A 24,877-nucleotide genomic window follows, 5' to 3' on the forward strand; every position below is an offset into this window, starting at 1 on the left:
GTCGTTCGCTCTCGCTCTCAACTACGAATAGGCAGACGGCGTCGACTATCGCGGACTAACCGCCTTCGCTTCGCTATCCATGGCGGTCAGCGGAGGAGACGCGCAAGCTGCTTCTGAACCGCTGGCTCCATCTGGAGAACGCCGGCTTTGCCAAACTACTGATCGCCTTCATGGCCTATATTGCCTTGACCGGCATCTATCTTTATCTGGATACGGCAACCCTGTTTAACTGGAAAGCGTTCGGCCTCGCCATCTCAGCACTCACCTTGATCGTCGTGCTCTGGGCAGGATTCTGGGCACTGATTGGGCGTCTCTTCCGCCATCAGGCGCACTTCAAGGGACAATTACTAGCGACACTCCTCGCCTTTGGCCTCTCTTCCCTAATAGAACCACTCAGCGACTATTTCGACTATTTCAGCAGCAGTACGCTTGTTGGCACCATCTCGGAGCACCTCGTCTCACTGCTCTACCTGACCCTGCTGCTGAAACTCAACCTTCTGCTTGCCACCAATGTGAAGCGCACTACACAGGCGGCATTTGTCGGTGCGCTCTCCATCGTGCTCCTGTCCTATCTATATACTTCGGCCGAGCAACCCGAGTTCAGCACCCAGCCGAGCTATTCGGCGACGATCAAGCCGCCCTACGCCAAGCTGGGTAGAGATATCGAGATGGAGAGCCATCTGGATGCGCTCTCATCAATGATCGATACGATCGAGTAGCGCCTTAGCGCCACAACACGCGGGAGAAGATCGCCTTGATGTAGGCACTCTCGGGGATTGCCGGGTGGACCGGGTGATCGGGGCCCTGATGGCCCTGCTCGAGCACTTGCAGGGTACGATCGAGGTGGACCGAGGACTGCAGCATCAGATCCTGCAGTTTTTGATGGGGCAGATGGTGCGAGCAGGATGCAGAGACGAGGATGCCGTCTTTCTGTAGTACCTGCATACCGAGCTGATTGAGACGCCGATACCCCTCTACACCCTGTTTGAAATCCTTTTTCCGTTTGATGAATGCGGGCGGATCGAGGATGACTACATCGAACTTCTCGTGATCGAGACGCAGTGATTTGAGCGCCTCGAAGGCATCGCCCTCAACGCCGACAAACTTGTCAGCGACACCGTTAAGCTCGGCATTGTGGTGCGCCATATCGAGTGCGCTCTCGGAGCTATCGACGCAGGCCACCTCGCTTGCGCCGAAGGCGGCCGCCTGCACACCCCACCCACCGACATAACTGAAGACATCGAGCACGCGTTTGCCCTGCACATAGGGAGCGAGTCGTGCGCGGTTCATACGGTGGTCGTAGAACCAGCCGGTCTTCTGCCCGCCGATGATCGGTGCCTCGAACTGCACGCCGTTCTCCTCTAGTGCGACCGTCTCCGGCACCTCACCCAAGGCGGGTTCAACATAGCTATCGAGCCCTTCGAGCTTGCGAATCGAACTGTCGTTACGCCACAGCACCGCCGTCGGCTTGAGTACCTTCTCCAGTGCAGCGAGCAGTGCATCCTTCATCCGCTCCATTCCGGCGGTGGTGATCTGTACCACCAGCACATCACCAAAGCGGTCTACCACCACACCCGGCAGACCATCGCTCTCGCCAAAAATCAATCGATAACAGGGTTTATCGAACAGCGTCTCTCTTAGAGAGAGGGCCACCTTGATGCGGTGCACCAGCAGTGAATCGGAGAGCGGGTGTTTACGATCACGACTCACCAAACGTGCCGTGATCAGCGAGTTGGGATTGGCGTAACCGGTGCCAATCACCTTGCCGCTATGGCCCTGAATCTCAACCGGCTGACCCGCCTCGAAACCACTCAGTGGTGTCTGCGCTGTATCGATCTCATTACTGAAGACCCAAAGGTGTCCGGCACGCAGACGACGCTCCTCATTCTTTTTCAGACGCAATGGTGCAAACGTTTCACTCATAACCACTCACCCTTTTTAATTCTGATTGCACCACCCGCGCGCTGATGAAGCGTGCGCAGATAGGGGATAAATCGCACCACTAACCAACCCAGCACAAAACCGTAACTCACACCCAGCAGCAGACCCACACCGACCTGACTCGGATAGTGCTTGGCGAGATAGATACGGGAGATCGCAACCAGTAGCGAAACCCCGATCAGGGCCGTTCGCCAACCCCAGCCGCGCAGGAAGAAACTCATGAAGAGCGCCATCGCAAAGAAGTTGAAGGTGTGGTTAGAGGGCAATCCCTTGGTGCTGTGCTCACAACGCTTAACTACTTCGCTGCCCCCCGGCTTGCGCAACTCGGCTGAGAGCTCATAACAGGGACGCGGTTCGGCGAAGTGGTTCTTTAATACATTGCCGATGCGATCACTACCGATCACCACCAGCACCATCGTCAGCCACAGCAACAGACCGCGACTACCAAATTTCCACAGCGAGATAACCAGCAGCAGACCGACCAGCGGTAGCGAGAAGGTTTTACGATCGGAGATCCAGCTAAAGAAGAGATCGAGCCAGGGATGTGCCCAGCCCTGATTGATCCAGAGCAGCAGCTGGTCGTCGAGGCCGCTCACCGTTCAGCCGCCCAGGCGGCAAGCAGTCTATCGGACCGATAGAGAGCGACTCCACCGGTGTGATAATCACGCACGAACTCCGCCCCCTCAAGTGACTCAGGCCACTTATCGTCGTAGACCACGGCCCACCCCTCTGGATTATTGGCAACCCACGTCCTCAGCTGACGCCGTTTGAAGATCGCCAGCGGCTGTTCGAGTCGACCAAGAAAATGGTACTGGCCGTGGTACTCATCGAGGTGTGCGATCGCAACACCCTGTTTCTGCAGCTCACCGAGTCGCTCGGCCATAGAGTGCAGATCGTAGGCGGGTCGTGCAGCACCCAGCACGGCGATATTGATCACCACCACCATAACGATCGACCCCGCCATCAGCGCCACCATGCGCGGCGCCAGTGAATCCGGGTTAAACCAGGCGAGTGCCAGACCGACAACCACCAGCAGCGCCCCCCACCCGGTTTCGATCGAACCGCTCCAGTTGGGTAGCTCTCTGCCCTCTACCAGCTGCGGCAGTATCAGCAGCACCACACCAGCAGCCGCAAGCAGCAGCCCAGGCAGCCAGAGATCACGCCACAACGATCCCTGCTCAGAGAGCAGGCGTGCCGCGAGCAGCGCGATGGCAGGAAAGAGCGGCAATAGATAGTGGACCTGCTTACCGCTGATCAACGATAACGCCAGATAGAGCGGTACGATCCAGCTCAATACAAAACGAATCCCCGACTCACCCATCACACCCGGTAGACGTTTGAAACTGCGCCACAGCGTCGGCCAGAGCAGCCAGGGGAAGAGCAGAATCGGTAGGTAAGGCAAATACCAGAAGAAGCCACGACGGTGCGCAAAGGAGTTGACCATGCGTTTGGCCGTCTGCCCCCAGAAGATCGCATCGGCGTAGGCCTCACCACCCGCAATCGCAGCGGGAATCGCCCACGCAAGCGCAATGGCAGCCCCACCGAGCACCGAGGCGAAGATCGCCAGATACCAGCGCGGCAGACTGACGATGCGGCCCGCGCCCATCCACCACGGTGCCAGTAGCGCAGTCGGTAGGGTCAGCAGCAGAATCACCGGTCCCTTGGCCAACACACCCAGACCGATGGCAACGGCCAGAATGAGCCAGCCACGCAGGCCACCACGCTGCCAGGCGTCGATCACACCACTCAGGCCGAGCAGGGTGAAGAAGACCATCATCATGTCGAACATGGTGGCGGTGGTGTAGAAGGCCCAGAAGAGTGAACCGAGCAGCATCAGTGGTGCGAGTTGAGCCACCACCTCGCGCTCGGGCCAAAGGCGACGCGCGATATGTATGGTTAGAAAGAGTGACCCGAGACCAAACAGCGGTGGCACCAGTCGCGGCCACCACTCGTTCACACCGAAGATCGACCAGCCGAGATTGAAGAGCCAGAAGAGCAGCGGCGGTTTGTGGCTATAGGTCTCGCCATTGAGGTGCGGCACCAGATAGTCGCCACGCAGCCACATCTCCCAGGCAACCGTCACATAGCGCGTCTCATCAATCGGTGCATAGCTGCGCGACAGCAGTGAGACGATCATCAGCAGTAGCCAGCCGCCAAGCAGCAGCCAGGGTGTTGAGATCCGCAGCCTCATTGAAGTGAGCTCGCTCATCTACGCCTTCTGCTGCTCTTCAACAGCCTGTTCCTCACCCAGTTCCCGATCGATCTCACGATCGAGGCTACGACCGTGACGGAAGCGTCGGTAGAGATAGGCGCCGAGCACTCCAGAGATAACAAACAGGGCGATAGCGAGACCGATACGCAGCACGGGATCAACCTCAATACCACTTCCAGCCAGCGCGAACACCGCCGTCTGTGGGATGTAACCGAGCGCCGAACCGGCGATGAAGGCAAAGGCGGGTACATGGGTCACACCCGCTGCCAGATTGGTCGCGAGGTTACTACCGATCGGCAGCAGCCGAATCAGTACCGTCATTGAGAAGGTGTGGCCACTAAGAAAATCATTAACGCGGCGAATGCGTCGTTCGAAACGCGCCATCACCAGCGCCCGTCCGAAGAGTCGCGAGTAGTAGAAGGCGATCACACAACCGAGGCTAGCCGCAATCAGTGCAGCGAGAGTTCCGAAAAGGAAACCGAAGGCGTAACCACCGAGAAAACCGATCAGCTGACGCGGTAGACCAACAGCGGTGGCGAGTGCACCGATGGCAATAAAGATCAGCTCACCGTCGAGCCCCTTGCCGCGGATCTCACTATCGATCCAGCCCTTATCGAGCAGACTGCCGAGTTGAGTCACCTCAAACAGATAGCCCAGCGCGACCAGTGAGCCAATCAGCAGTAGGCCACGCAGCAGTATTCGGGGGTTCATGCAATGCGGCCCAGCAGTACTACTGCCCGCCCGACTCCCGAGGCTGTTCAACCACTTCGGGCAGCTTGGCGCGTTTGAGCAGCCAGCGCACACCGAACAGATCAACCAGACCGACCCAGAGGCGGTTGTGCAGACCGTACTTGGAGGTGCCCATGGTACGTGGACGATGGTTCACCTTGACCGTATCGATCACGCCACCGTTGCGGATGATCAACGCCGGCAGAAAGCGGTGCATGTGGTTGAAGTAGGGAAGTTCCAAAAACGCCTGACGGGAGAAGACCTTCAGGCCACAACCGCTATCGGGGGTGCTGTCGCGCAGCATTGAGGAGCGCACCTTGTTGGCGACCCGCGAGGAGAGTTTGCGCAGCCAGTTATCCTGACGCTTGTGACGCCAACCGGCGACCATCTGCAGATTGGCCGGGGCATTGTCGCCCTGAATTACCGCGAACATGGCCGGTATGTCGGCCGGGTCGTTCTGTCCATCACCATCGAGGGTAGCGATCCAGTCGGCCTGTGCAACACGCACACCACTGCGCACGCTGGTACTCTGTCCACAGTTGACCACGTGCCGCAGCACGCGCAGCTGCGGCAGCTCTGCCATCATCTGCTGCAGACGCTGAGGGGTCTCATCGTCACTGCCATCATCGATGTAGATGATCTCGTACTCGATCTTTCCCTGCAGGGCGTCTCGAATTTCCTCGATCAAAGGGCGGATATTGTCGGCCTCATTACGGACCGGAACGACTACCGATAAGTCCATGATTCTTTAGGTTTCTCTGCGGGTGAGCCAATAGTAGCCGGCTATTATCGCAGGATTGCATACCATTTTCCTCATTAATTGGTTACCCCTCAAAAGCAACAGATTTCACATGGACAAGCGCCGTTATCGCTCTGCTATAGTTAGCCGTCCATAACCAGTCAGGACAGCGGAGAGAACTGCGCAATGAGCAGCTCGCAAAACGCACTCACCAGCGAAACCAGCCCCTACCTTTTGCAACACGCGGATAACCCGGTGCAGTGGTATCCCTGGGGTGAAGAGGCGTTGCAGCTGGCGCATGAGACGGGCAAACCGATCCTGCTCTCAATTGGCTACTCCGCCTGCCATTGGTGCCATGTGATGGCACACGAATCGTTTGAACACGACGATACCGCCGCCCTCCGGGGAGTCGCTATTTTTGCGAAAGTTTGTTTTGGGCATCCAAGCCCAAGCAAACAGCAAAAACTTCACGCGACCGTTTATGCCTGCGGCGCCCCGACAGCGGATGAATGAGCGTTTTATCAACATCAAGGTCGACCGTGAAGAGCGCCCCGACCTCGACAAGATCTATCAGACCGCCCACCAGCTGCTGACCAATCGTCCCGGCGGCTGGCCACTAACGATGTTTCTCACCCACGATGCTCAGGTGCCCTTCTTTGGTGGCACTTACTTCCCACGTGAGCCGCGCTATGGCATGCCATCCTTTGCCGACATTCTCAATCAGGTAGCCGATTTCTATCGTGACAACCGCAGCGATATCGACAAACAGAACACACCACTGCTCGATGCACTGGAGAAAATTAATACCCCGCACCTCTACAGCAGTGGCAGCAATGAGATCACCATCGAGACCCTCGACCAGGCCTATCGTGAGCTAAAAAAGAGCATTGAGCCGGAACATGGTGGCTTTGGTCGCGCCCCTAAATTCCCCCACTGCACCAGCCTTGAGCGGCTTCTGCGCCACTGGTCGGCCACTGGTGATAATGAGGCACTGGAGAGCGCTACTTTCACCCTGCGCAAAATGGCACTCGGCGGTCTCTTCGACCATCTCGGCGGGGGCTTCTGCCGCTACTCGGTCGATAACCAGTGGATGATTCCCCACTTCGAAAAGATGCTCTACGACAATGGCCCACTACTGAGCATCTACAGCGAGGCGTGGCAGATCACCCACGAGCCGCTGTTTCGCCGCACCGCTGAAGAGACCGCGCGTTGGGTGATCCGGGAGATGCAGTCCCCCGAAGGTGGCTACTTCTCCACCCTTGATGCCGACTCCGAAGGGCACGAAGGGATCTTCTACGTCTGGCACCCAGAGACGATCAAGGAGGTACTCGAGACCGAACAGTATGAGCTCTTCTCCCGCCACTTCGGGCTCGATCGCAAGGCCAATTTTGAGGGGAGTTGGCATCTACACTGCTACGCCGATGATGAAACCCTGTCGAAAGAGTTCATGCTCGATATCGACTCAGTACGGCAACAACTCGATGGTGCTCGCGAGACACTCTTTAGACTTCGCGAACACCGCGTTCATCCCGGGCGCGACGAGAAGGTACTCACCGCCTGGAACGGCCTGATGATCAAGGGCATGGCGGTTGCCGGTCGCATCTTCGATAACAGCGCCTTCATCGATTCAGCCGAACGGGCGCTCAACTTCATTCGCCACAACCTGTGGAAAGATGGCCGCCTCTTTGCCAGCCACAAGGATGGACAGGCGCGCCTGATGGGCTATCTCGACGACTACGCCTTCCTGCTCGACGCGTTACTCGAGTTGTTACAGGTACGCTGGTCACGCAACGATCTCGACTTCGCCATCGCGCTGGCCGATGTCTTGCTGGAACACTTTGAAGATAAAGAAAATGGTGGTTTCTTCTTTACCGCTGACGATCACGAGGCGTTGATCCAGCGCCCCAAACCACTCGGTGATGAGTCGACTCCGGCCGGCAACGGTATCGCCGCCTACGCCCTAAATCGTCTTGGCCAGCTACTGGGGGAAGAGCGCTACCTGAACGCCGCCAGACGTACCCTCGATGCCGCCGCGCCGATGATCAGCGAGATGCCACATCGCCACAACGCACTGCTGCTCGATGTTGAGTCTTCGGTCTACCCCTCGCAGATGTTGGTTCTTCGTGGCAACGAGGAGGAGCTCCGCTCATGGCAGCAGCTGGTGGCACGACAATACTCGCCACGTCGCCTCGCCTTCCCTATCCCCTCCGACGAGACGAATCTTCCCGGCGCACTCGCCGAACGTACCCTGCGCGGCGATTTCACCGCTTACCTTTGCAGTGGCAACGCCTGCTCCTCACCGATCACTGCCAAGGGCGCGCTGGCCACACTCAAACAGCAGCTCGACACCCCTGACTAGCCAACACCCCTCAACTGACACAGATCAAGCATTAAACCACTAAAAGTATGGTAATTTGAGCGCCAATTTATGCGCTACAGTTTTCCTATTAGCGCACAGCGGCTGACGGGAGCGTGGCGCATCAATGCAAGCACTAAAGACCATCAAGGGATTCATCCTCGCTGCGGCACTACTCGTCTCGCTGATTCTGCTGGTCGGGCTCTATTTCACCACCAGCCACGCCTATAGCAGTGCCGTTCGCGATAACGCCATCTCCAGCTCCGAGTCACTGGCGCGCAACACCTTCAATGCGATGTACCAGATCATGCGTCAGGGCTGGTCGCGAGCGCAGCTGGAGGAGTTCATCGCCTCTCTTGAGCAGACCTCGAGCAAAACCAGCCACACCACCACCATCTATCGCGGCGAACTGGTCAACCATCTGTTTGGCTCCATCGGAAGCCAACCGGGCGACACGATGATTAACGAGACCTTTAGCAGCGGGCAGGCGGTCTCCATCGTCAGTGACACCTCCATCCGATACAGCTACCCACTGACGGCCAAGGATGAATGTCTGCAGTGCCACACCAATGCCAAGACGGGCAATATTCTCGGCGTGATTGAGGTTCGTCAGGATCTGACACCACTGCTCTCAAAGGCCGAGAGCCAGCTGCTGGCACCACTGGCGCTGATCGCCCCCATTCCCTTCATCATGGCGCTGCTGGTCGCCTTTATGCTCAACAAGCGGATCAACCGCTCACTGGCCATCCTCGATACCAATATCGATCAGGTCAACCGCGTCTCGGACCTGAAGAACATCGATCTCAACGAGGTCGATCTCGGTTTCACTGAACTCAACAACATCTTCCATAAAGTCGCAATGCTCGGTACCAAGCTAAAATCGGTCGCCGTCGACAAGGAGCTGCTTGAGTTTGAGATCCGACTGCTGGAGAAGTTTGTCATCACCTCCGATGTAGTGCGTGACTGGCGCGAGTATGTCAGCACCATGCTTGGTGAGATCAATCGCGTCATCGATGCCTACACCCTCTTCTCCATCTTCAAGGTCGATGATGAGCTGTTCGATCTGGAGATATTCTGGATCTCACCCCCCTCAGAACGGACCCGCGACTCAATGGAACGCGCGGTGAAGAAGGCGCTGGAAAACCACCCCAGCTTCTCCTCATTCCCCAGCCTGGTGATTAACCACAACATCTCCGATCCTGCTGGTGAGATCATTGAACTCGACAACGACCAGATCGAGCTGCAGACCAAATCACTATTTGTCGACACCCCCAAGATCGGCGGCATCGTCGGTATCGGTGTGCAGTCGGGACTGGGCGATGATGAGGTACGAATACTGGTAATGGAGAGCATTCTCTCCACCCTGCTCAACGTGGTGGGTTCGGTTAAGGCAATCTACAAATACACCAAGGACCTTGAATACTACGCCACCCGTGACCCGCTCACCGATCTCTATAACCAGCGCATCTTCTGGGAGCTGCTCGGCTATGAGATCAATCGCGCCGAGCGCCACGACTACGCCTTCAGCCTGTTAGTCATCGACCTCGACAACTTCAAGTCGGTCAACGACAGTTACGGCCACAGCTTTGGCGATCGCTTCCTGCAGGAGTTTGCCTCCGCCATTGACGATGCGATGCGAAACGGTGACGTGCTGGCGCGTTACGGTGGTGATGAGTTTGTCGTATTGCTACCTGAAAGTGATCAGGAGCACGCCCTACCCGTGTGCGAACGCATCTTGCAGAACGCCAACCGTCTCACCCTCGAGGCCCCCGATGGCAGCGCGGCCAAGGCGACCGTTTCCATTGGTCTGGCCACCTACCCAGCCCACGCTACCGAAGGGAAAGATCTCTTCATGTTCGCTGATAACATGATGTACAAGGCGAAGACCGAGGGCAAAAACCGCATCGGTGTTCCTACCGATCAGGATGTGGTGGAGGTCTTTAAAAAGATTGGCGAGAAGAGCCAGATCATCAACGATGCGATTCAGCAGAAACGCATCATCCCCTTCTTCCAGCCGATCTATAACGTACAGGAAGATCGTGTCGATGCCTTTGAGGTGCTAAGCCGTATCCAGCTCGAAGACGAGACAATCATGGGTGCCTTCGAGTTCATCGAGATCGCTGAGCGCATGGGTGTGATCCATATGCTCGACATCATCGTGATCGAGAAGGCGTTCGCCAAACTGCAGGAGAGTGGCTACGGCGGCAAGCTGTTTATTAACCTCTCGCCACGCGCGCTGGTACTGAGCGACTTTATCCCCGAGATTCGTCGTCTGACCGAAAAGTACAACATTGAGCATGATCGTATCGTCTTCGAGATCACCGAACGCGACACGGTGAAAAACATGAGCCTGCTGGAGAAATTCGTTAACGAGCTGAAGAGCGATGGCTACCAGCTGGCAATCGACGACTTCGGCTCCGGCTTCTCCAGCTTCCACTATCTGAAGCGTTTCCCGATCGACTTTGTGAAGATCGAAGGAGACTTCGTTGCCAACATGTTAAATGATCCTCGCGACCTGGCGCTGGTCCACTCAATCTCTGCACTGGCGGGGGACCTCAACCTCTACTCAATTGCTGAATTTGTCGAGGATGCCGAAGTGCTGGATGAGGTACGCAAAGCGGGCATTACCTATGCGCAGGGTTATCACATCGGCAAACCATCACCGGAGATGGTAACCACCATCGGTACCATTGCTCACAGCTGATCAGTTGTTCGAAATATCCTGACAGTAGACCACCAATAAAAACGGGCTCCGAAGAGCCCGTTTTTGTGTCAACGATCGCGCCTAGAAGCTACTGGAGAACTCCTTGGCATAGAGCGCCTTGAACTCATCAATCGTGAAGCGGTGGTTCTGGGTTCCGTGATGAGAGATCTTGATCGCCCCCATTAGCGAAGCGATACGTCCGGTAGTCTCCCAGTCGAGGTCGTTCATCAGACCATAGAGCAGACCGGCACGATAGGCATCACCACATCCGGTTGGATCACTGATCGCTGACGCGGTGGCGGCGGGGATCTCCAGACGTTTCTCAGCGGTGTAGATATGCGAACCCTCACCACCACGGGTAATGATCAGCGCTTCTACCCGCTCGGCGATCTCATGTGGCGACTTGCCGGTACGATCCTCCAGCAGCTGTGCCTCATAGTCATTGACCGTCACCCACGTCGCCTGATCGACAAACTTGAGCAGATCCTCGCCGTCAAACATCGGTAGGCCCTGGCCCGGATCGAAGATAAAGGGAACACCCGCCTCTACAAACTGCTGCGCGTGCTCGATCATGCCGTCGCGACCATCGGGGGCGACGATACCGATGGTGACACCCTCGGTATCTGCAACACTGTTCTCGTGGGCGAAGCTCATCGCGCCGGGGTGGAAGGCGGTGATCTGGTTGTCGTCCTGATCGGTGGTGATGAACGCCTGCGCGGTGTAGGTATTCTCCAGCACCCGCATATGGGTGGTGTCGATACCGCAATCCTCCAGCCACTCACCATAGGGATCGAAATCGCGTCCTACCGTTGCCATCGGCAGTGGATCACCACCGAGCAGCTTCAGGTTGTAGGCGATGTTACCGGCACAGCCGCCATACTCACGGCGCATATCGGGCACCAGGAAGGAGATGTTCAGCATGTGAACCTTGTCGGGCAGGATGTGATTCTTGAACTGGTCGTGGAAGACCATGATGGTATCGAATGCGATCGAGCCGCAGATCAGTGCTGACATGGAGCGGTTCCTTGTTGTTGTCAAAGTGGAAGAGGGACAACTTACCCGCAGCACGAGAGCAACACAAGGGAGCGTTTAGGTAGGTGCGGCGCGCCCGCCGCGAACTGTCACTGCCTGTAAACCGCCCTGAAAACCGTATGAATTTAATCGGCACCTTCGCAGAAGCCACCCATAGCCACGCATCCGTCTGTTCGCAGCGGGGAGGCCGCTCCTACAGAGTCAACCGTTTCCGTTAGTGGAACTCGATTTCACTGGCGACCAGGGCACCAAAGGCATCGAATTCACCCTCGACCGTTACCAAAACCCCAGCAGAGAGATCACTCAGATCACCATTCTCATATTCCGGCGAATCGCTGATATCGACCAGCTGACCATTCACCTCGATCTGCTCAGAGTTGATGATGGTGTTGATGACACCTTCGAGTTCATACTCTTCGCCATCATCACCGTCATGGCCCCACTCACCATCCTCATCCTCGAGCTCAACCTCATCTGCATCCATCACACCACCAACAATTGCTGATTCGCTCTCGACCTCGACATAGAGACCATTGGTGAGCGGCGTCGCTCCCAGCTCACTCAGATCCGCACTGCTGTAGTCGATGATCAGTGCGCCAATCTCAAAAGTCTCAGCACCTGTATTGAGATTGTCTACGACACCTTTCAACTCAAGCTCCTCACCTGTCCAGGCACCCGCTTTAACCTCAACCCGAGTCGCGACAATGTTGCCCTGCCCATCGGAGAATCCACTGACCTCTACCACGGCATTGACCGGTATATCGGCAAGTGATGCGATGGAAGCACCGCTATCATCTTCAAAACAGGTTGAGGCAGTGACTGTTACCGTCTGTGACATTACCGTCAGAGTATTGCTGGCCGCCACATTATTGGCATCAACCGTCCCCTCCATCTCATCAGCAAATCTGACGACATCGGCGGTGCCGCTGACACCATCGGCATTAACCGTTCCGACGACCGTTACGACCATGCACTCATCGAGATGATCCTGATCATCTCCAAACTCCTCTGTCCCTTCGACGAAGATTGAGGCCGAATCGGTTTCAAACTCGATACCATTCACCCAGATCGATCCAAATGCCGTGATCTGCCCTGAGGTGGTGATGCCGGTACCACCGATACCACCTTCGGCGACGTTGGTCGAGCCGCCGGAATTGCACGCGCTCAGCACCGTCACCAGTGCGATCGCGAGCAGATATGAGATATGTCGTATAGCCATCATTACTATTCCTCTTCGGAAAGATCCTCTTCGAAGTAGTAGATGGCGTAACCAGCACGCATACGCCCCTCTCCCTCCGCCTCACTATTCATGTCGCGATCGTGGGCTACCAGGAAGCGGTTCACACTTTCCAGCAGATTCTGAGCTCGCTTGTCACCCAACTTGCGTAGTTTTGGAATCACATCGCGTGGCAGGTTGTCGTAGGCGACCTTGCGTTGGAAGCGCAGCTCGCCACCGCTATTTTGCAGATTGTGATCGATGGTTGTTACCAGATCGGCCGCATCGCTACCGAGAATAAAGAGTTTGCCCGCCTCATCACCGTGCGGTGTATAGGCGCGCACCTTGAGATGTACACGTCCCTCACCATCACGCGCCACCGCCCCGACACGCTCCATCTCATCGAAGACCGAACGCACCGGCATGTCGCCACTATACTGTTTTACCAGTTCGCTGAAACTCGCCTGTCCGCCTTCGAAGTCGAGCACTCTTGGCTCCTCCTCGCTGGAGAAACGCTCATCGGTCATCCAGCCACTGATAACGCGCGCGGCCCGGTTATGTTTATGTTTCGCCAGATGGTCACTCGGGGCGTCGAGCTTCTGAATACGTGCAACCTCCTTGCGCGACAACCCAGTCAGTATTGATATGCGAGAAACGGTCTGTTTTTTACCCGGCAGGACGAAGTCCCTCTCCGCCACGTCGATATAGACCTGCTTGGATAGATCGGTGAACTCGCCGTAGGAGATACCGTTGCGTAGCAGAATACGCACCAGCGGGCGTAACAGCCTGAGAACTGCCGCCGTTAACGCCTTGTGAAGATCAACGCTCATTTGGGCATTCTATCCCATATCAACGCCACACAATAGAACAGGGCGCGATCACTTCTGACCACGCCCTGACTCTTCCGCAAGGAGAATTTAGTCGTCAATCTCACCTTCGGTTGCGGTCAATACGCCGGCATCGTAACTACCTTCGACCTCAACAAGGTCACCTACGATAGGTGAGAACCCACCCACACCCGAGATGTCGACCGTGATACCGGCCACCACGATATAGGGCGCATCGACCGCCGTAACCTCACCCTCCACCTCGGACTCACCATCATCCTCGACACGTTCGATCTTGGTAGCGACAAAAATCTCCTCACTCGCGTTCCAGTAGAGATCCATCTCGACCATATCGCCCGTGCCTTCAAGTTCGCTGACGATCATATCCAGATTGAAGAGGTGCTCTTCGTCGCGCTCATCGACAAACACGGTATTACTCTCCACCAGCACCGTGATATCCATCACCATGATCGCCGAACCCGCCCCTGCATCGACCGCTTCAACAACGCCCTTGATCTCGGTCTCACCATCCTCATCTTCCTCTTCGAGACCCACCTCTGCTGCGAGCAACATGCCATCGGCATTGAGCTCGCCCTCGACCTCAACAGTGACACCGGCGACCAGATCGGCAAAGGTAAAACCGTCTTCAAACACGGTCGCACCACTGATCTCTACCAACTGACCGTTAACCCGGAACTGCTCTGGATCACCCTCATTGGTACCCTCGGTGATGACACCGCGAATCTCTACCTCATCACCATCTTCACCGTCAAAATCCATATCACCATCATCTTCAATCTCGATCTCACTGGCGATTAGCTCACTGCTGCCGTTAAAGCCATCTTCGCTCTTCACCTCGACATAGAGGCCGTCAGCCAAGGTTGTCGAGGGCAGTGTGGCAGTGGCGTAATTCACCACCTGAGTACCGATGGAGAAGGTTGTGGCACCAGCATCGAGTGAGGTGATAATGCCTTTGATCTCGAGCTCACTATCACCGATATTCCAATCGTCATCCTTCACCTCCACGCGGGTTGCATAGATCACACCGCTACCATCGGAGTAACCACTCACCTCCACCGAGACGGTCGAATCACCAGGGATATCCTCAAGTGTCGCGAAGCCGGAGTCGTTGGCATCATAGACCAGACGGGAGTCGGTGATATTGACCGTCATACCCATCACTGTCAGCGTGCCACTTGCCGCCACATTATTGGCCTGAACCAGCCCTTCCAGCTCATCGTCATACTCGATGCTCTCCGCCTCACCGCTCTCATTGACCTCAAGCGTGACCACCATGCCCTGAGCCAGCGCGGTGTCATCACCCACCGGAGCATCATCCATAGTGATAGTGGATCCTGTAGTGGGATAGCGCACGCCATTCACGTAGACGCTACCAAAGCCGGTAATCACACCCGACACCGTGGTGGTAGCCCCACCACTGGCTGCGGTTCCCGATGAGCTGCCGCCACCGCAGGCGGTCAATCCGAGTAGTGCCGTCATTACGGCTGCGCTAAGCGCTGCATTACGTGGTTTCATATCCCTTCCCCCTGGTATTGCGATTTATTGCCTGCCAATGTGAGCGCCTACCTAGCCGCCTAATTGGGATTATTTTCCCATATAGATAACAAATCAAGGGAGCATGTGCAAATCTGTGACCGTGTCGAGGTTTCCTCAAATCAAAGAATTTGGCCTTGAGGGACAGAGCGATTGATTAAATTCTCGCCAGAAACGGCGATGGAAATAGAGAATCGCACGGGAGAGAGCCTCACCCGAACGCGAGTTATGCAGCGAAACGCTCCAACAGGAAGAGCAACCAGATCACAGCCACATTGATAAGCGCGATCATCACCGCCGCAGAGCCAATATCCTTGGCGCGCCCCGAGAGCTCGTGACGCTCCGTACCGGTACGATCAACCACCGCCTCAATGGCGGAGTTGACCAGCTCAACGATCCAGACCAGCAGCAGCGAGCCGACCAGCACACTGCGCTCCAGCGCGGTGGTACCGAGCCAGAGAGCAACAGGGATCAAAACAATGGAGGCGATCAGCTCTTGACGAAAAGCGGCCTCATTCTGCCAGGCGGCACGCAGTCCCTGGGCCGAATAGCGACTGGCATTGATCAGTCGTCGCCACCCCTGTCCGGTCCCGCCCGCCATCGATCAGCTCTCGCTGGCCGGTTTCCAGGCGAGGTCGAGCTCGCGAGCCGCACGCACCTCATCGAGACGCCGAACCGGCAGGGTGTGGGGCGCCTCTTTAAGGGTATCGATATTCTGCTGTGCCTCTTCACGGATCGTAGTCATCGCCGCAATGAAACCATCGACCGCCTCCTTCGACTCCGACTCGGTCGGTTCGATCAGCAGACACTCCGGAACTAGTAGTGGGAAGTAGGTCGTCGGCGCATGGAAGCCGTGATCGAGCAACCGCTTGGCAAAATCCATCGCCGTGGCGTTGAGCTCCTTCGCCTCCTTGCGCAGGGTGATGATAAACTCGTGTGTGGCACGACGATCGGGAAAGGCGAGTTCAAAACCGGCCTCGCTCAGCTTAGCCAGCATATAGTTGGCATTGAGCGTGGCGTACTCGGCCACCCGCTCCATCCCCTCGCGCCCGACCATGCGCGCGTAGACGTAGGCACGCAGCAGCACACCCACATTACCCATAAAGGCAGAGAGTCGACCGATGGTATCGGGACAATCCTTCTCGGTCAGCAGGCGGTAGTTTTCACCCTCACGCTCAACCATCGGCACCGGCAGATAGGGGATCAGTCGTTCGCTAACGCCAACCGGACCCGCGCCCGGTCCACCACCGCCGTGCGGGGTGGAGAAGGTCTTGTGCAGATTGAGGTGAATGACATCAAAACCCATATCACCGGGGCGTACCTTGCCGAGGATTGCGTTGAGATTGGCACCATCGTAGTAGAGCAACCCGCCCGCCTCATGCACGATGCCTGCGATCTCGGTGATCTTCTGTTCGAAGACACCGAGCGTTGAGGGGTTGGTCAGCATAATACCGGCAGTCTGAGGACCAACCGCCGCACGCAGCGCCTCGATATCGACATCACCATGACTATCGGTTGGTATCTCACGCACCTTGTAACCGCACATCACTGCGGTGGCAGGATTGGTGCCGTGTGCCGCATCGGGCACCAGAATCTCACACCGTTCACTATCCTCACGGGCATCGTGATAGGCGCGAATCATCGCCACACCGGCAAACTCACCCTGCGCACCGGCCGCCGGGGTCAGCGAGACCGCCTGCATACCGGTGACATCCTTAAGTATCTCCTGCAGATCGTGCAGACAGGCGAGGATGCCCTGACCAAACGACTCCGGTGCCAGCGGGTGGCGTCCCAAGAAGCCGGGCAACATTGCGAGCCGGTTAGAGGCGCGCGGGTTGTATTTCATGGTGCAGGAGCCGAGCGGATAGAAGTGTGTATCGATCGAGAAGTTCTTCTGCGACAGGCGCGTGTAGTGGCGCACCACCTCCATCTCCGAAACCTCGGGCAGCGCCGGTGGCTGCTTACGCAGCATCTCAGCAGGAATATCGGTGACCGCAACCGCTTCGAGCGGTGCCTGTGCTGCAGCGCGTGCTCCGCTACGGGAGTGTTCAAATATCAACATCTGGCATCTCCCGCTAGAGCGGCTCCTTCGGTCTTAGCTTGGTACAGATCGGTCCGCCCTGGCGCTCGATAATACGTGCGATGTTCTCGGCGAACTTGGTGATATTGCCCTCGCTCTTGGTCTCGGTGACGCAGACCAGCAGACAGTTCTCCAGCTCCGGATAGTGCTCCTCAAGCAGATAACCGCCGAGCAGGTTCTGCGCCTCAAGGGCACGCAGAATTGGTTTCAGTTTGGGTTCGAAACGCAGCACCACCTCGTGGAAAAAGGGGCGATTGAAGATCTTCTCTACACCCTCAACAGCCGCCAGCTTCTCAACCAGCATCGCGGTATTGGCGTGCGATGCCGCAGCAGTCCTGCGCATGCCCTCACCTCCGACCAGCGCCATGTGAATCGTCGCCGCCGTGGTCATCAGACCCTGGTTGGTACAGATGTTCGAGGTCGCCTTGGAGCGACGGATATGCTGCTCGCGCGCCTGCAGGGTGAGGGTGAAACCCTCCTTGCCCTCGATATCAACGGTACGACCGACAATACGCCCCGGCATCTGTCGCACGTAGGCCTGCTTGGCGCACATGAAACCGAAGTAGGGACCGCCCGAGGAGAGCGGAATGCCGAGCGGCTGCCCCTCACCGACAGCGATATCAGCACCGCTCTCGCCCCACTCACCGGGTGGGGTGAGCAGCGCCAGCGCCAGCGGGTTGACCACACCAATCACAAGCATCTTGTTGGCATGCGCCCAGTCGGTCAGCTCGTCGACCGCCTCCAGCGCACCGAAGAAGTTGGGCTGCGGGATGATCAGTGCGGCGAAGTCCTCACCCTCGTACTGGCTCAGCGAGTCGCGCAGCGTGTTGCCCCCATCGCTGCAGTAGGGGAGATCGACCAGTTCGATACCCTGATTGCGCACAATCGCATCGACCGTAGCACGGTAGTGCGGATGAACGGTGGCTGGCATCAGAATCTTCTTCGATTTCGATTTACGGTTGGCACGTACCGCCATCAATACCGCTTCGGCCAGCGCCGAGGCACCATCGTAGAGCGAAGCGTTAGCCACCTCCAACGCGGTGAGCTGGGTCAGCATCGACTGGAACTCATAGAGTAGCTGCAGCGTGCCCTGACTCGCCTCGGCCTGATAAGGAGTGTAAGCGGTATAGAACTCGCCGCGTGTTGCCAACTCCCACACCACGGCAGGGATATGGTGCTCATAGGCACCGGCACCGATAAAGCTGAGTGGACGTCCATCCTGCGCAGCGCGATCGCCCATCAACCGTGAGCACTCCATCTCGCTCAGAGCGGCGGGGATCGACTCGGGTGTGGCGACACGAAGATCGGCAGGGATCTCATCAAACAGCGTTTCGATATCGGAGACGCCGATGGCGGAGAGCATCTCGCGCACCTCCGCCTCAGTGTGGGGGATAAATGGCATAACGGGGATTACTCTTCGCTGATCTGGGTCTCGTAGGCTGAGGCATCGAGCAGTGCATCGACGTCGGCCATATCGGCAGGCTGCAGACGCATGATCCAACCCTCATCGTAGGGTGAGCTGTTGATCAGCTCAGGTGCGCCGTCGAGTGCTTCATTAACCTCTACTACCTCACCCGCAACGGGGCTGTAGATATCAGAAGCGGCCTTGACCGACTCAACCACGGCACACGCCTCTTCGGCCTCAACGCTGTTACCCACCTCGGGCACCTCAACGTAGACCATATCGCCTAGCAGCTCCTGGGCATGCTCGGAAATTCCGACGGTGATGCTGCCATCATCATTCTTGCGAACCCACTCATGGCTCTTGGCGTATTTCAGTTCGGCTGGCACGTTACTCATGACGTCCTCTCAAAATTCTGTTGTGTTAGTTATTAGTTAATTACCCGGCAGCTCAATACACGCCTTGCCATCGCGTACGAAGGGTGGCCTGACCACTCGGGCGGGCAACATTTTGCCACGAATCTCTACCGTGCACGAGGCGCCGGTCGCGGCGGGGACACGGGCGAAGGCGATTGAGACACCGAGCGTCGGCGAGAAGCTGCCGCTGGTGATCTCACCCTCGCCTCCCCCCTCAACCTCAATACGCTGATGACCACGCAGCACACCCTTCGCCTCCAGCACCAATCCGACCAGCTTGCGCTCCGGCGCGGCGGCCTCCAGCGCACTACGACCGATAAAGTCGCGCTCAGCGGGCTCCATCGCCACGGTCCACTTCAGACCCGACTCCAGCGGTGAGGTGGTCTCATCCATATCGGTGCCGTAGAGGTTCATGCCGGCTTCAAGGCGTAGCGTGTCGCGCGCACCGAGTCCGGTCGGTGCGACACCTGCATCGAGCAGCGCCTGCCAGAAACCACTCACCTCACTCTCGGGCAGCATGATCTCGAAACCATCCTCCCCGGTGTAACCGGTGCGGGCGATAAACCAGTCGCCACACTCAACACCGAAGAAGCGCGCCAGCGCCTCGGCCGCCTCACGTCCCGCCTTGGGCAGCAGCGGCAGCGCCTTGGCACGGGCATTGGGCCCCTGCACTGCGACCATCGCCAGATCGCTACGCTCATTCAGATCGACCGCCATGCTGCCGAGCTTGGCGCGCATCCACTTCAGGTCCTTGTCACGGGTGGCGGCGTTGACCACCACGCGGTAGTAGGCGTCGTTGATGTAGTAGACAATCAGATCGTCGATCACCCCACCCTCATCGTTGAGCATGCAGCTGTAGAGCGCCTTACCGCTCTCTTTAAGACGGCTCACATCATTGGCGAGCAGTTTGCGCAGGTAGTCACCCGCCTCACACCCCTTCAGATCGACCACAACCATGTGCGAGACATCGAAGACACCCGCATCGCGACGCACCTGGTGGTGCTCCTCAATCTGTGAACCATAGTTGATCGGCATCTCCCAACCGGCGAAGTCGACCATCTTGCCGCCCACGGCGAGGTGCTGCTCATAGAGTGCTGTTCTCTGCGTCATGAACTGTTCCTGTTTATCTCAATGTATCGGTCAGGGGTCGAGTACCCGAGCCGTATAGTAGGGATTGTTTTCGACGAGGTCCAATAACCCTAATCAGGTTACTGGGATAGCTGAAATCAGTAGCGCGGCGGCTGCGCCAATTTGGGCAGATCACCACCGAGCCCCATCGCACGGCGCATAATTGCGCTCTTCAGCGGGGTAATGCGATCGGCGATGGCGAGCCCCAGATTACGCGCCAACCGTATCGGTGCCTGCTGGCTGCCAAAGCTTCGTTTAAAGGCGTCCATCGAACCCATCATCAGCAGGTTCTGCCCCTTGCGCCAGCGCTCATAACGACGCAGCAGCGCCACCTCACCGATATCGCGCCGCTGCTCGACGCCCTGCAGCACCACCTCAGCCAACGATGCCGCATCGAGCAGACCGATATTTACGCCCTGCCCCGCCAGCGGATGAATCGAGTGAGCGGCATCACCAACCAGCGCGACGCGTGGATGCACGTAGTGATCAACGTGGCGCAGACGCAGCGGGTAGACACCACGTCCCTCAACCGCTGTAATCTGGCCCAGTCGGTGATCGATATCCTCACCCAGCGCTTTGCAGAAGCTCGCCTCATCGAGTTCGGCCAGAGCCTCTGCACGCTCGGGCCGACAGCTCCATACGATTGAGGCACGTCCATCTGAAATCGGCAGGAAGGCGAGCGGACCCTCGGGCAGAAAACGCTGCCAGGCGGTGTTGAGGTGGGAGTGTTCGGTACGCACCGTGGCGACCAGCGCATGTTGGTCATACATCCAGCCACCGACGCTACTACCGGCGATCTCCAGCACCTTCGAATTAGCACCATCGGCACCGACAATCAGTTTGCTGCGTAGCCGCTCACCGTTATCGAGTAGGAGATCGACACCCTCACCATCAACCTCAAAGCTCTCGAGTCCAGCAGGGAAGATACGAGTGACGTTATCGATCGATTCAAGACGCTCCCAGAGCGCGAGTTGAATCACCCGGTTCTCGATGATGTGTCCCAGGTAAGGCTGCCCCACCTCGGCCGCATCGAAGTGGATCGAGGCACCACCCATCGCATCCCACACCTCCATATCGGTGTAGGGGCTAATGCGCCGCTCGGCCATCCCCTGCCAGGCGCCGAGCGCCTCGAAGATATGCTGTGAAGCGCGGGTAATCGCCGAGACGCGAAGATCAACCGACTCGGCTGACCAGCTGGCATCGGCGGGAAACTTCTCAACAACGGCCACGCGCAGCCTGCTGCCACCGAGTGCGCAGGCGAGTGCGGAGCCGACCATGCCGCCACCGATAATCGCCACATCGTATTCGTTCTGCATTACTTCTCCTGCAGTGGCAGACCACGCGAGAGGCGCGGCAGCTTTCCACCCAGGCCCATCGCGTGGCGTGTCAGCCAGCGCTTCAGCGGTGGCAGTAGATCGAGCGCAACCAGCCCGGCGCTACGCGCCGCCTTGATCGGAAGCAGTGGACTGGCAAAGAGGCGCACCAGTGAATCGGTAAATCCGATGATGTAGCGCTGATCGTTGCGGCGCCACTCGGCGTAATCTGCCAGCAGCGTGGCTGAACCAACATCCTCACCACTGACAGCAGCCGTGTTGATCAGATCGGCCAGTACCGCAACATCACGCAGACCGAGATTAAATCCCTGCCCAGCAACGGGATGGAGTGTATGGGCCGCATTACCGATCAGCGCCAACCGATCACGCACCTGCTCCTGGGCGACGATCTGCATCAGCGAGTGCGCCGCACGATTGCCGACCTTCTCGAAGCGTCCCAGGCGGTTACCAAAACGATCCTGCAGTTCAGCCAGAAAGGCTTCGTCATCAAGCGTCAGCAGCTCATCGGCACGCGCCTCACTCACGGTCCAGACCAGTGCACAGCGGCTCTCATCCATCGGCAGCATCGCCATCGGCCCACTATCGGTAAAGCGTTCGAAGGCGACGTTGTCGTGGTGACGTGATGGGGTGACGTTGGCGATAACACCGCGTTGTCCGTAGTCGTGACGATCTACCGCTACCTGCAGCTGTTCGCGAATCGCCGAGTGGGTTCCGTCGGCCACCACCAGCAGCCCGCTCCGTAGCATCTGCTGTTCACCCTCGCGTTCGATCACAATGGTGGCAGCGTGTTCATCCTGCTCTAGCGAGGTCACCCGTGCTGGGCAGAGCAGCTCAACATTATCGAACTGTGCCACCCGCGCCATCAACACCTCACCCATGCAACGACTCGGCACCACATAGCCCAGCGCCTCGCAACCGACATCGTTACAGTCGAGTCGCGCCGCACCAAAGTGACCTCGATCGGAGATATGGATTCGTTTAATGGCAGTGACATCAGCAGCCAGCTGCTGCCAGACGCCCATCGCCTCAAAGATAGGACGCGCACCGTAGGCGAGCGCGATGGTGCGATCGTCGTAGCTTGCGCTACGGTTGGTTTCGAACGGCAGCGCTTCAATAACCGCAACACGTAGTGGTTGATCACCCAGTGCGCAGGCGAGTGCAATACCGACCAGCCCTCCGCCAACAATCACCACATCGTAGCTGTTCTGCGTTTCAACCATTCATCAATGCCTCAATCTCATCGACGTGTTTCGGAGCCTTCTCACTCAGCACCAGATGACCATCCTTGGTCACCACCACATCATCCTCGATACGGATACCGATTCCCTGCCACTTTTTCGCCACGCCTTTACTGCCGATTGGAATATAGATGCCCGGCTCGATGGTCAGCACCATGCCGGGCTCGAGCATGCGCCACTCGTCACCAATCTTATAGTCACCCACATCGTGCACATCCATGCCGAGCCAGTGGCCGACACGGTGCATATAGAAACGTTTGTAGGCCTCACTCTCAATCATATTATCGAGCTTGCCCTTGAGCAGCCCGAGTTTGAGCAGTCCTTCGGTAATTACCCTCACCGTAGCATCGTGTGGATCGTTCCAATGGTTGCCAGGCTTGACCGCCTTAATCGCCGCTAGCTGTGCATCGAGCACAACCTCGTAGAGTGCACGCTGAGCCGGAGAAAATTTTCCATTAACGGGGAAGGTGCGGGTAATGTCAGCGGCATAACACTCCACCTCAGCTGCAGCATCAATCAGTAGCAGATCACCATCGCGGAGTTCATCGCGGTTATCGACATAGTGGAGCACACAGCCGTTGTTACCACCGCCAACAATCGAGCTGTAGGCCGGTACGCTGTTGTGACGACGAAACTCGTGTAGATACTCCGCCTCAATCTCATATTCATACATGCCCGGCTTACAGATCTTCATCGCGCGTTTATGCGCCTTAACCGAGATAGTGGCCGCCTCACGCATCGCCTTCAGCTCGGCGCGGCTCTTAAACAGTCGTAGCTCATGCAGCAGGTGATCGAGCGAGACAAACTCCTCGGGCGCGTGCACACCAGAGCGCGATTTGCTGCGCACCTGGTTGACCCAACCCATGACACGTTGATCGAAGTCAGGACGTGCGCCCATGGTGTAACAGACCGTCTCACGCTCCTCGAGCAGCCCCGGCAGAATCTCATCAAGATCACTAATGGGGAACGCATCATCGGCGCCGTAACTCTCTACCGCACCCTCCAGCCCCGCCATCGGTCCATTCCAGAGCGTCATACTGGGATCCTGTTCACGACAGAAGAGGATGCACTGCCCCTGTTTGCGACCCGGAATCAGCACCAATACTGCCTCAGGCTCAGGGAAGCCGGTCAGATACATGAAGTCGCTATCCTGGCGATAGTGATGCTCCGCATCGCGGTTACGAATCTGCACCGGTGCAGCAGGCAGTAGCGCTATCGCGCCCTCACCCATCATCGACATCAGATGCTTACGACGGCGAACAAACTCTTTTGGACTCATAGTGACTCGACCTACTGCAGACGTGCAGGGGCTTTAATTGGATGGAGTTCTTCATTCATCAGAAGTACCCCCATACGCAGATACTCAACCAGCTCGGTATAGGCGGACTCATCAACCTCAGGATCGTCCTCATCATCGATCGCCGCACGGGAAATCTCAGCGATGTCACGCAAGAGATCACGACTATCATCGGGCATCGATTCAGCCTTGTTGCCACCGGCGATGCCAAAGCCGTAGAGGAAACCCTGACACCACTCCGCCAATGCCTCGACCCGGATTGAGATCACATCACCCTCCACAGGCAGAAACAGCGCAAACTCGAGCACCGTATCGTTGAGCTGCTGCTGAGTCTGCTCGAAAAGCTGATCGAGTAGACCATCACACTCCTTAACCAGTAGGTTGTTCATATCGACCTCATCGAGCACCTGCTCCCCCCAACCACGACGATTACCGTGGCCCTGGCCACAGATCATGCCACACAGCAGTCCGTGTGATTCGGCTGCCCCCATAGGCGCACCGACACGTTGTAGCGCATCATCAATGCTGTCGAAATCTGGAGATTGTTGTTCGCTCATTTGAAGTTGTATCGACCTGATTTGAAGTATTAAGAGAGGGTTTAAATAGACAATAGGCGACTATATTAGCATCGCCACCTTTAGGTCGGAACCGAGCGACATTGACCCTGTTCCC

General features: G+C 57.3%; 22 protein-coding genes. 4 read left to right on the forward strand and 18 right to left on the reverse strand.

The annotated features are described in order from the left end of the window. Nucleotides 1-170: 170 nt before the first annotated feature. Entirely contained in the window at nt 171-719 is a 549-nt protein-coding gene (locus BOW52_RS11235) for a hypothetical protein (RefSeq protein ID WP_078484170.1), read from the forward strand. Between the two features lie 4 nt (nt 720-723). Here the strand turns inward: BOW52_RS11235 and BOW52_RS11240 are convergent, their stop codons facing one another. From BOW52_RS11240 to BOW52_RS11260, 5 genes are read right to left on the reverse strand one after another with little or no spacing between them, the layout of a single operon-like run. Then, nucleotides 724-1,923, reverse strand: coding sequence for a class I SAM-dependent rRNA methyltransferase (locus BOW52_RS11240; protein ID WP_078484171.1), 1,200 nt, complete (start codon nt 1,921-1,923; stop codon nt 724-726). Beyond that, nucleotides 1,920-2,537 carry a phosphatase PAP2 family protein gene (locus BOW52_RS11245; RefSeq protein ID WP_078484172.1) on the reverse strand — a complete coding sequence of 206 codons (618 nt, stop codon included), beginning with the start codon at nt 2,535-2,537 and terminating at the stop codon, nt 1,920-1,922. The genes BOW52_RS11240 and BOW52_RS11245 overlap by 4 nt, the downstream gene beginning before the upstream one ends. Then, nucleotides 2,534-4,150: an ArnT family glycosyltransferase gene (locus BOW52_RS11250; RefSeq protein ID WP_078484173.1), complete on the reverse strand. Its 1,617-nt coding sequence runs from the start codon at nt 4,148-4,150 to the stop codon at nt 2,534-2,536. Before BOW52_RS11250 ends, BOW52_RS11245 begins: the two co-directional genes overlap by 4 nt. Continuing rightward, nucleotides 4,151-4,864, reverse strand: a complete 714-nt coding sequence (locus BOW52_RS11255; RefSeq protein ID WP_078484174.1) for a TVP38/TMEM64 family protein — start codon at nt 4,862-4,864, stop codon at nt 4,151-4,153. Nucleotides 4,865-4,883: 19 nt separating this feature from the next. Then, nucleotides 4,884-5,624 (reverse strand): glycosyltransferase family 2 protein, encoded by a 741-nt coding sequence (locus BOW52_RS11260; protein WP_078484175.1) that lies wholly within the window; start codon nt 5,622-5,624, stop codon nt 4,884-4,886. Between the two features lie 183 nt (nt 5,625-5,807). On the opposite strand from BOW52_RS11260, the gene BOW52_RS18005 reads away from it, so the two are divergent. The 3 genes from BOW52_RS18005 to BOW52_RS11270 all read left to right on the forward strand — a co-directional run bounded on the left by BOW52_RS18005 (nt 5,808) and on the right by BOW52_RS11270 (nt 10,681). Next, nucleotides 5,808-6,134 (forward strand): DUF255 domain-containing protein, encoded by a 327-nt coding sequence (locus BOW52_RS18005; RefSeq protein ID WP_408021570.1) that lies wholly within the window; start codon nt 5,808-5,810, stop codon nt 6,132-6,134. Then, nucleotides 6,103-7,980, forward strand: coding sequence for a thioredoxin domain-containing protein (locus BOW52_RS11265; RefSeq protein ID WP_269087652.1), 1,878 nt, complete (start codon nt 6,103-6,105; stop codon nt 7,978-7,980). The genes BOW52_RS18005 and BOW52_RS11265 overlap by 32 nt, the downstream gene beginning before the upstream one ends. Nucleotides 7,981-8,104: 124 nt before the next feature. Further along, on the forward strand, nt 8,105-10,681 hold the full coding sequence (locus BOW52_RS11270) for a putative bifunctional diguanylate cyclase/phosphodiesterase (RefSeq protein WP_078484176.1): 2,577 nt from the start codon (nt 8,105-8,107) through the stop codon (nt 10,679-10,681). An 81-nt stretch (nt 10,682-10,762) separates the two neighbouring features. Here the strand turns inward: BOW52_RS11270 and BOW52_RS11275 are convergent, their stop codons facing one another. The 13 genes from BOW52_RS11275 to BOW52_RS11335 all read right to left on the reverse strand — a co-directional run bounded on the left by BOW52_RS11275 (nt 10,763) and on the right by BOW52_RS11335 (nt 24,762). Beyond that, entirely contained in the window at nt 10,763-11,695 is a 933-nt protein-coding gene (locus BOW52_RS11275) for a carbohydrate kinase family protein (RefSeq protein ID WP_078484177.1), read from the reverse strand. Between the two features lie 232 nt (nt 11,696-11,927). Further along, entirely contained in the window at nt 11,928-12,935 is a 1,008-nt protein-coding gene (locus BOW52_RS11280) for a DUF5666 domain-containing protein (protein ID WP_078484178.1), read from the reverse strand. A 2-nt stretch (nt 12,936-12,937) separates the two neighbouring features. Beyond that, nucleotides 12,938-13,759 carry a DUF6502 family protein gene (locus BOW52_RS11285; RefSeq protein ID WP_078484179.1) on the reverse strand — a complete coding sequence of 274 codons (822 nt, stop codon included), beginning with the start codon at nt 13,757-13,759 and terminating at the stop codon, nt 12,938-12,940. Between the two features lie 87 nt (nt 13,760-13,846). Next, nucleotides 13,847-15,292 (reverse strand): DUF5666 domain-containing protein, encoded by a 1,446-nt coding sequence (locus BOW52_RS11290; RefSeq protein WP_078484180.1) that lies wholly within the window; start codon nt 15,290-15,292, stop codon nt 13,847-13,849. Nucleotides 15,293-15,536: 244 nt separating this feature from the next. After that, complete coding sequence (locus BOW52_RS11295; protein ID WP_078484181.1) at nt 15,537-15,911, reverse strand: diacylglycerol kinase; 375 nt, start codon at nt 15,909-15,911, stop codon at nt 15,537-15,539. A 3-nt stretch (nt 15,912-15,914) separates the two neighbouring features. Then, entirely contained in the window at nt 15,915-17,372 is a 1,458-nt protein-coding gene (gene gcvPB, locus BOW52_RS11300) for an aminomethyl-transferring glycine dehydrogenase subunit GcvPB (protein ID WP_078484182.1), read from the reverse strand. A gap of 13 nt (nt 17,373-17,385) precedes the next feature. Next, nucleotides 17,386-18,792 carry an aminomethyl-transferring glycine dehydrogenase subunit GcvPA gene (gcvPA, locus tag BOW52_RS11305; RefSeq protein ID WP_078484183.1) on the reverse strand — a complete coding sequence of 469 codons (1,407 nt, stop codon included), beginning with the start codon at nt 18,790-18,792 and terminating at the stop codon, nt 17,386-17,388. 8 nt (nt 18,793-18,800) lie between these two features. Continuing rightward, nucleotides 18,801-19,190 (reverse strand): glycine cleavage system protein GcvH, encoded by a 390-nt coding sequence (gene gcvH, locus BOW52_RS11310; RefSeq protein WP_078484184.1) that lies wholly within the window; start codon nt 19,188-19,190, stop codon nt 18,801-18,803. Nucleotides 19,191-19,226: 36 nt separating this feature from the next. Beyond that, on the reverse strand, nt 19,227-20,318 hold the full coding sequence (gene gcvT, locus BOW52_RS11315) for a glycine cleavage system aminomethyltransferase GcvT (RefSeq protein WP_078484185.1): 1,092 nt from the start codon (nt 20,316-20,318) through the stop codon (nt 19,227-19,229). A gap of 116 nt (nt 20,319-20,434) precedes the next feature. After that, the gene (locus BOW52_RS11320; protein WP_078484186.1) at nt 20,435-21,652 is read right to left on the reverse strand and encodes a UbiH/UbiF/VisC/COQ6 family ubiquinone biosynthesis hydroxylase; all 1,218 of its coding nucleotides are present in this window, start codon (nt 21,650-21,652) and stop codon (nt 20,435-20,437) included. Next, nucleotides 21,652-22,890: a 2-octaprenyl-6-methoxyphenyl hydroxylase gene (ubiH, locus tag BOW52_RS11325; protein WP_078484187.1), complete on the reverse strand. Its 1,239-nt coding sequence runs from the start codon at nt 22,888-22,890 to the stop codon at nt 21,652-21,654. The genes BOW52_RS11320 and ubiH overlap by 1 nt, the downstream gene beginning before the upstream one ends. Next, complete coding sequence (gene pepP, locus BOW52_RS11330; protein ID WP_078484188.1) at nt 22,883-24,187, reverse strand: Xaa-Pro aminopeptidase; 1,305 nt, start codon at nt 24,185-24,187, stop codon at nt 22,883-22,885. The genes ubiH and pepP overlap by 8 nt, the downstream gene beginning before the upstream one ends. Before the next feature lie 11 nt (nt 24,188-24,198). Continuing rightward, nucleotides 24,199-24,762, reverse strand: coding sequence for a UPF0149 family protein (locus tag BOW52_RS11335; protein WP_078484189.1), 564 nt, complete (start codon nt 24,760-24,762; stop codon nt 24,199-24,201). Between the last annotated feature and the right edge of the window lie 115 nt (nt 24,763-24,877).

Origin of the sequence: Solemya pervernicosa gill symbiont (assembly GCF_002020875.1) — a bacterium.
In the GTDB taxonomy this organism is placed as follows: domain Bacteria; phylum Pseudomonadota; class Gammaproteobacteria.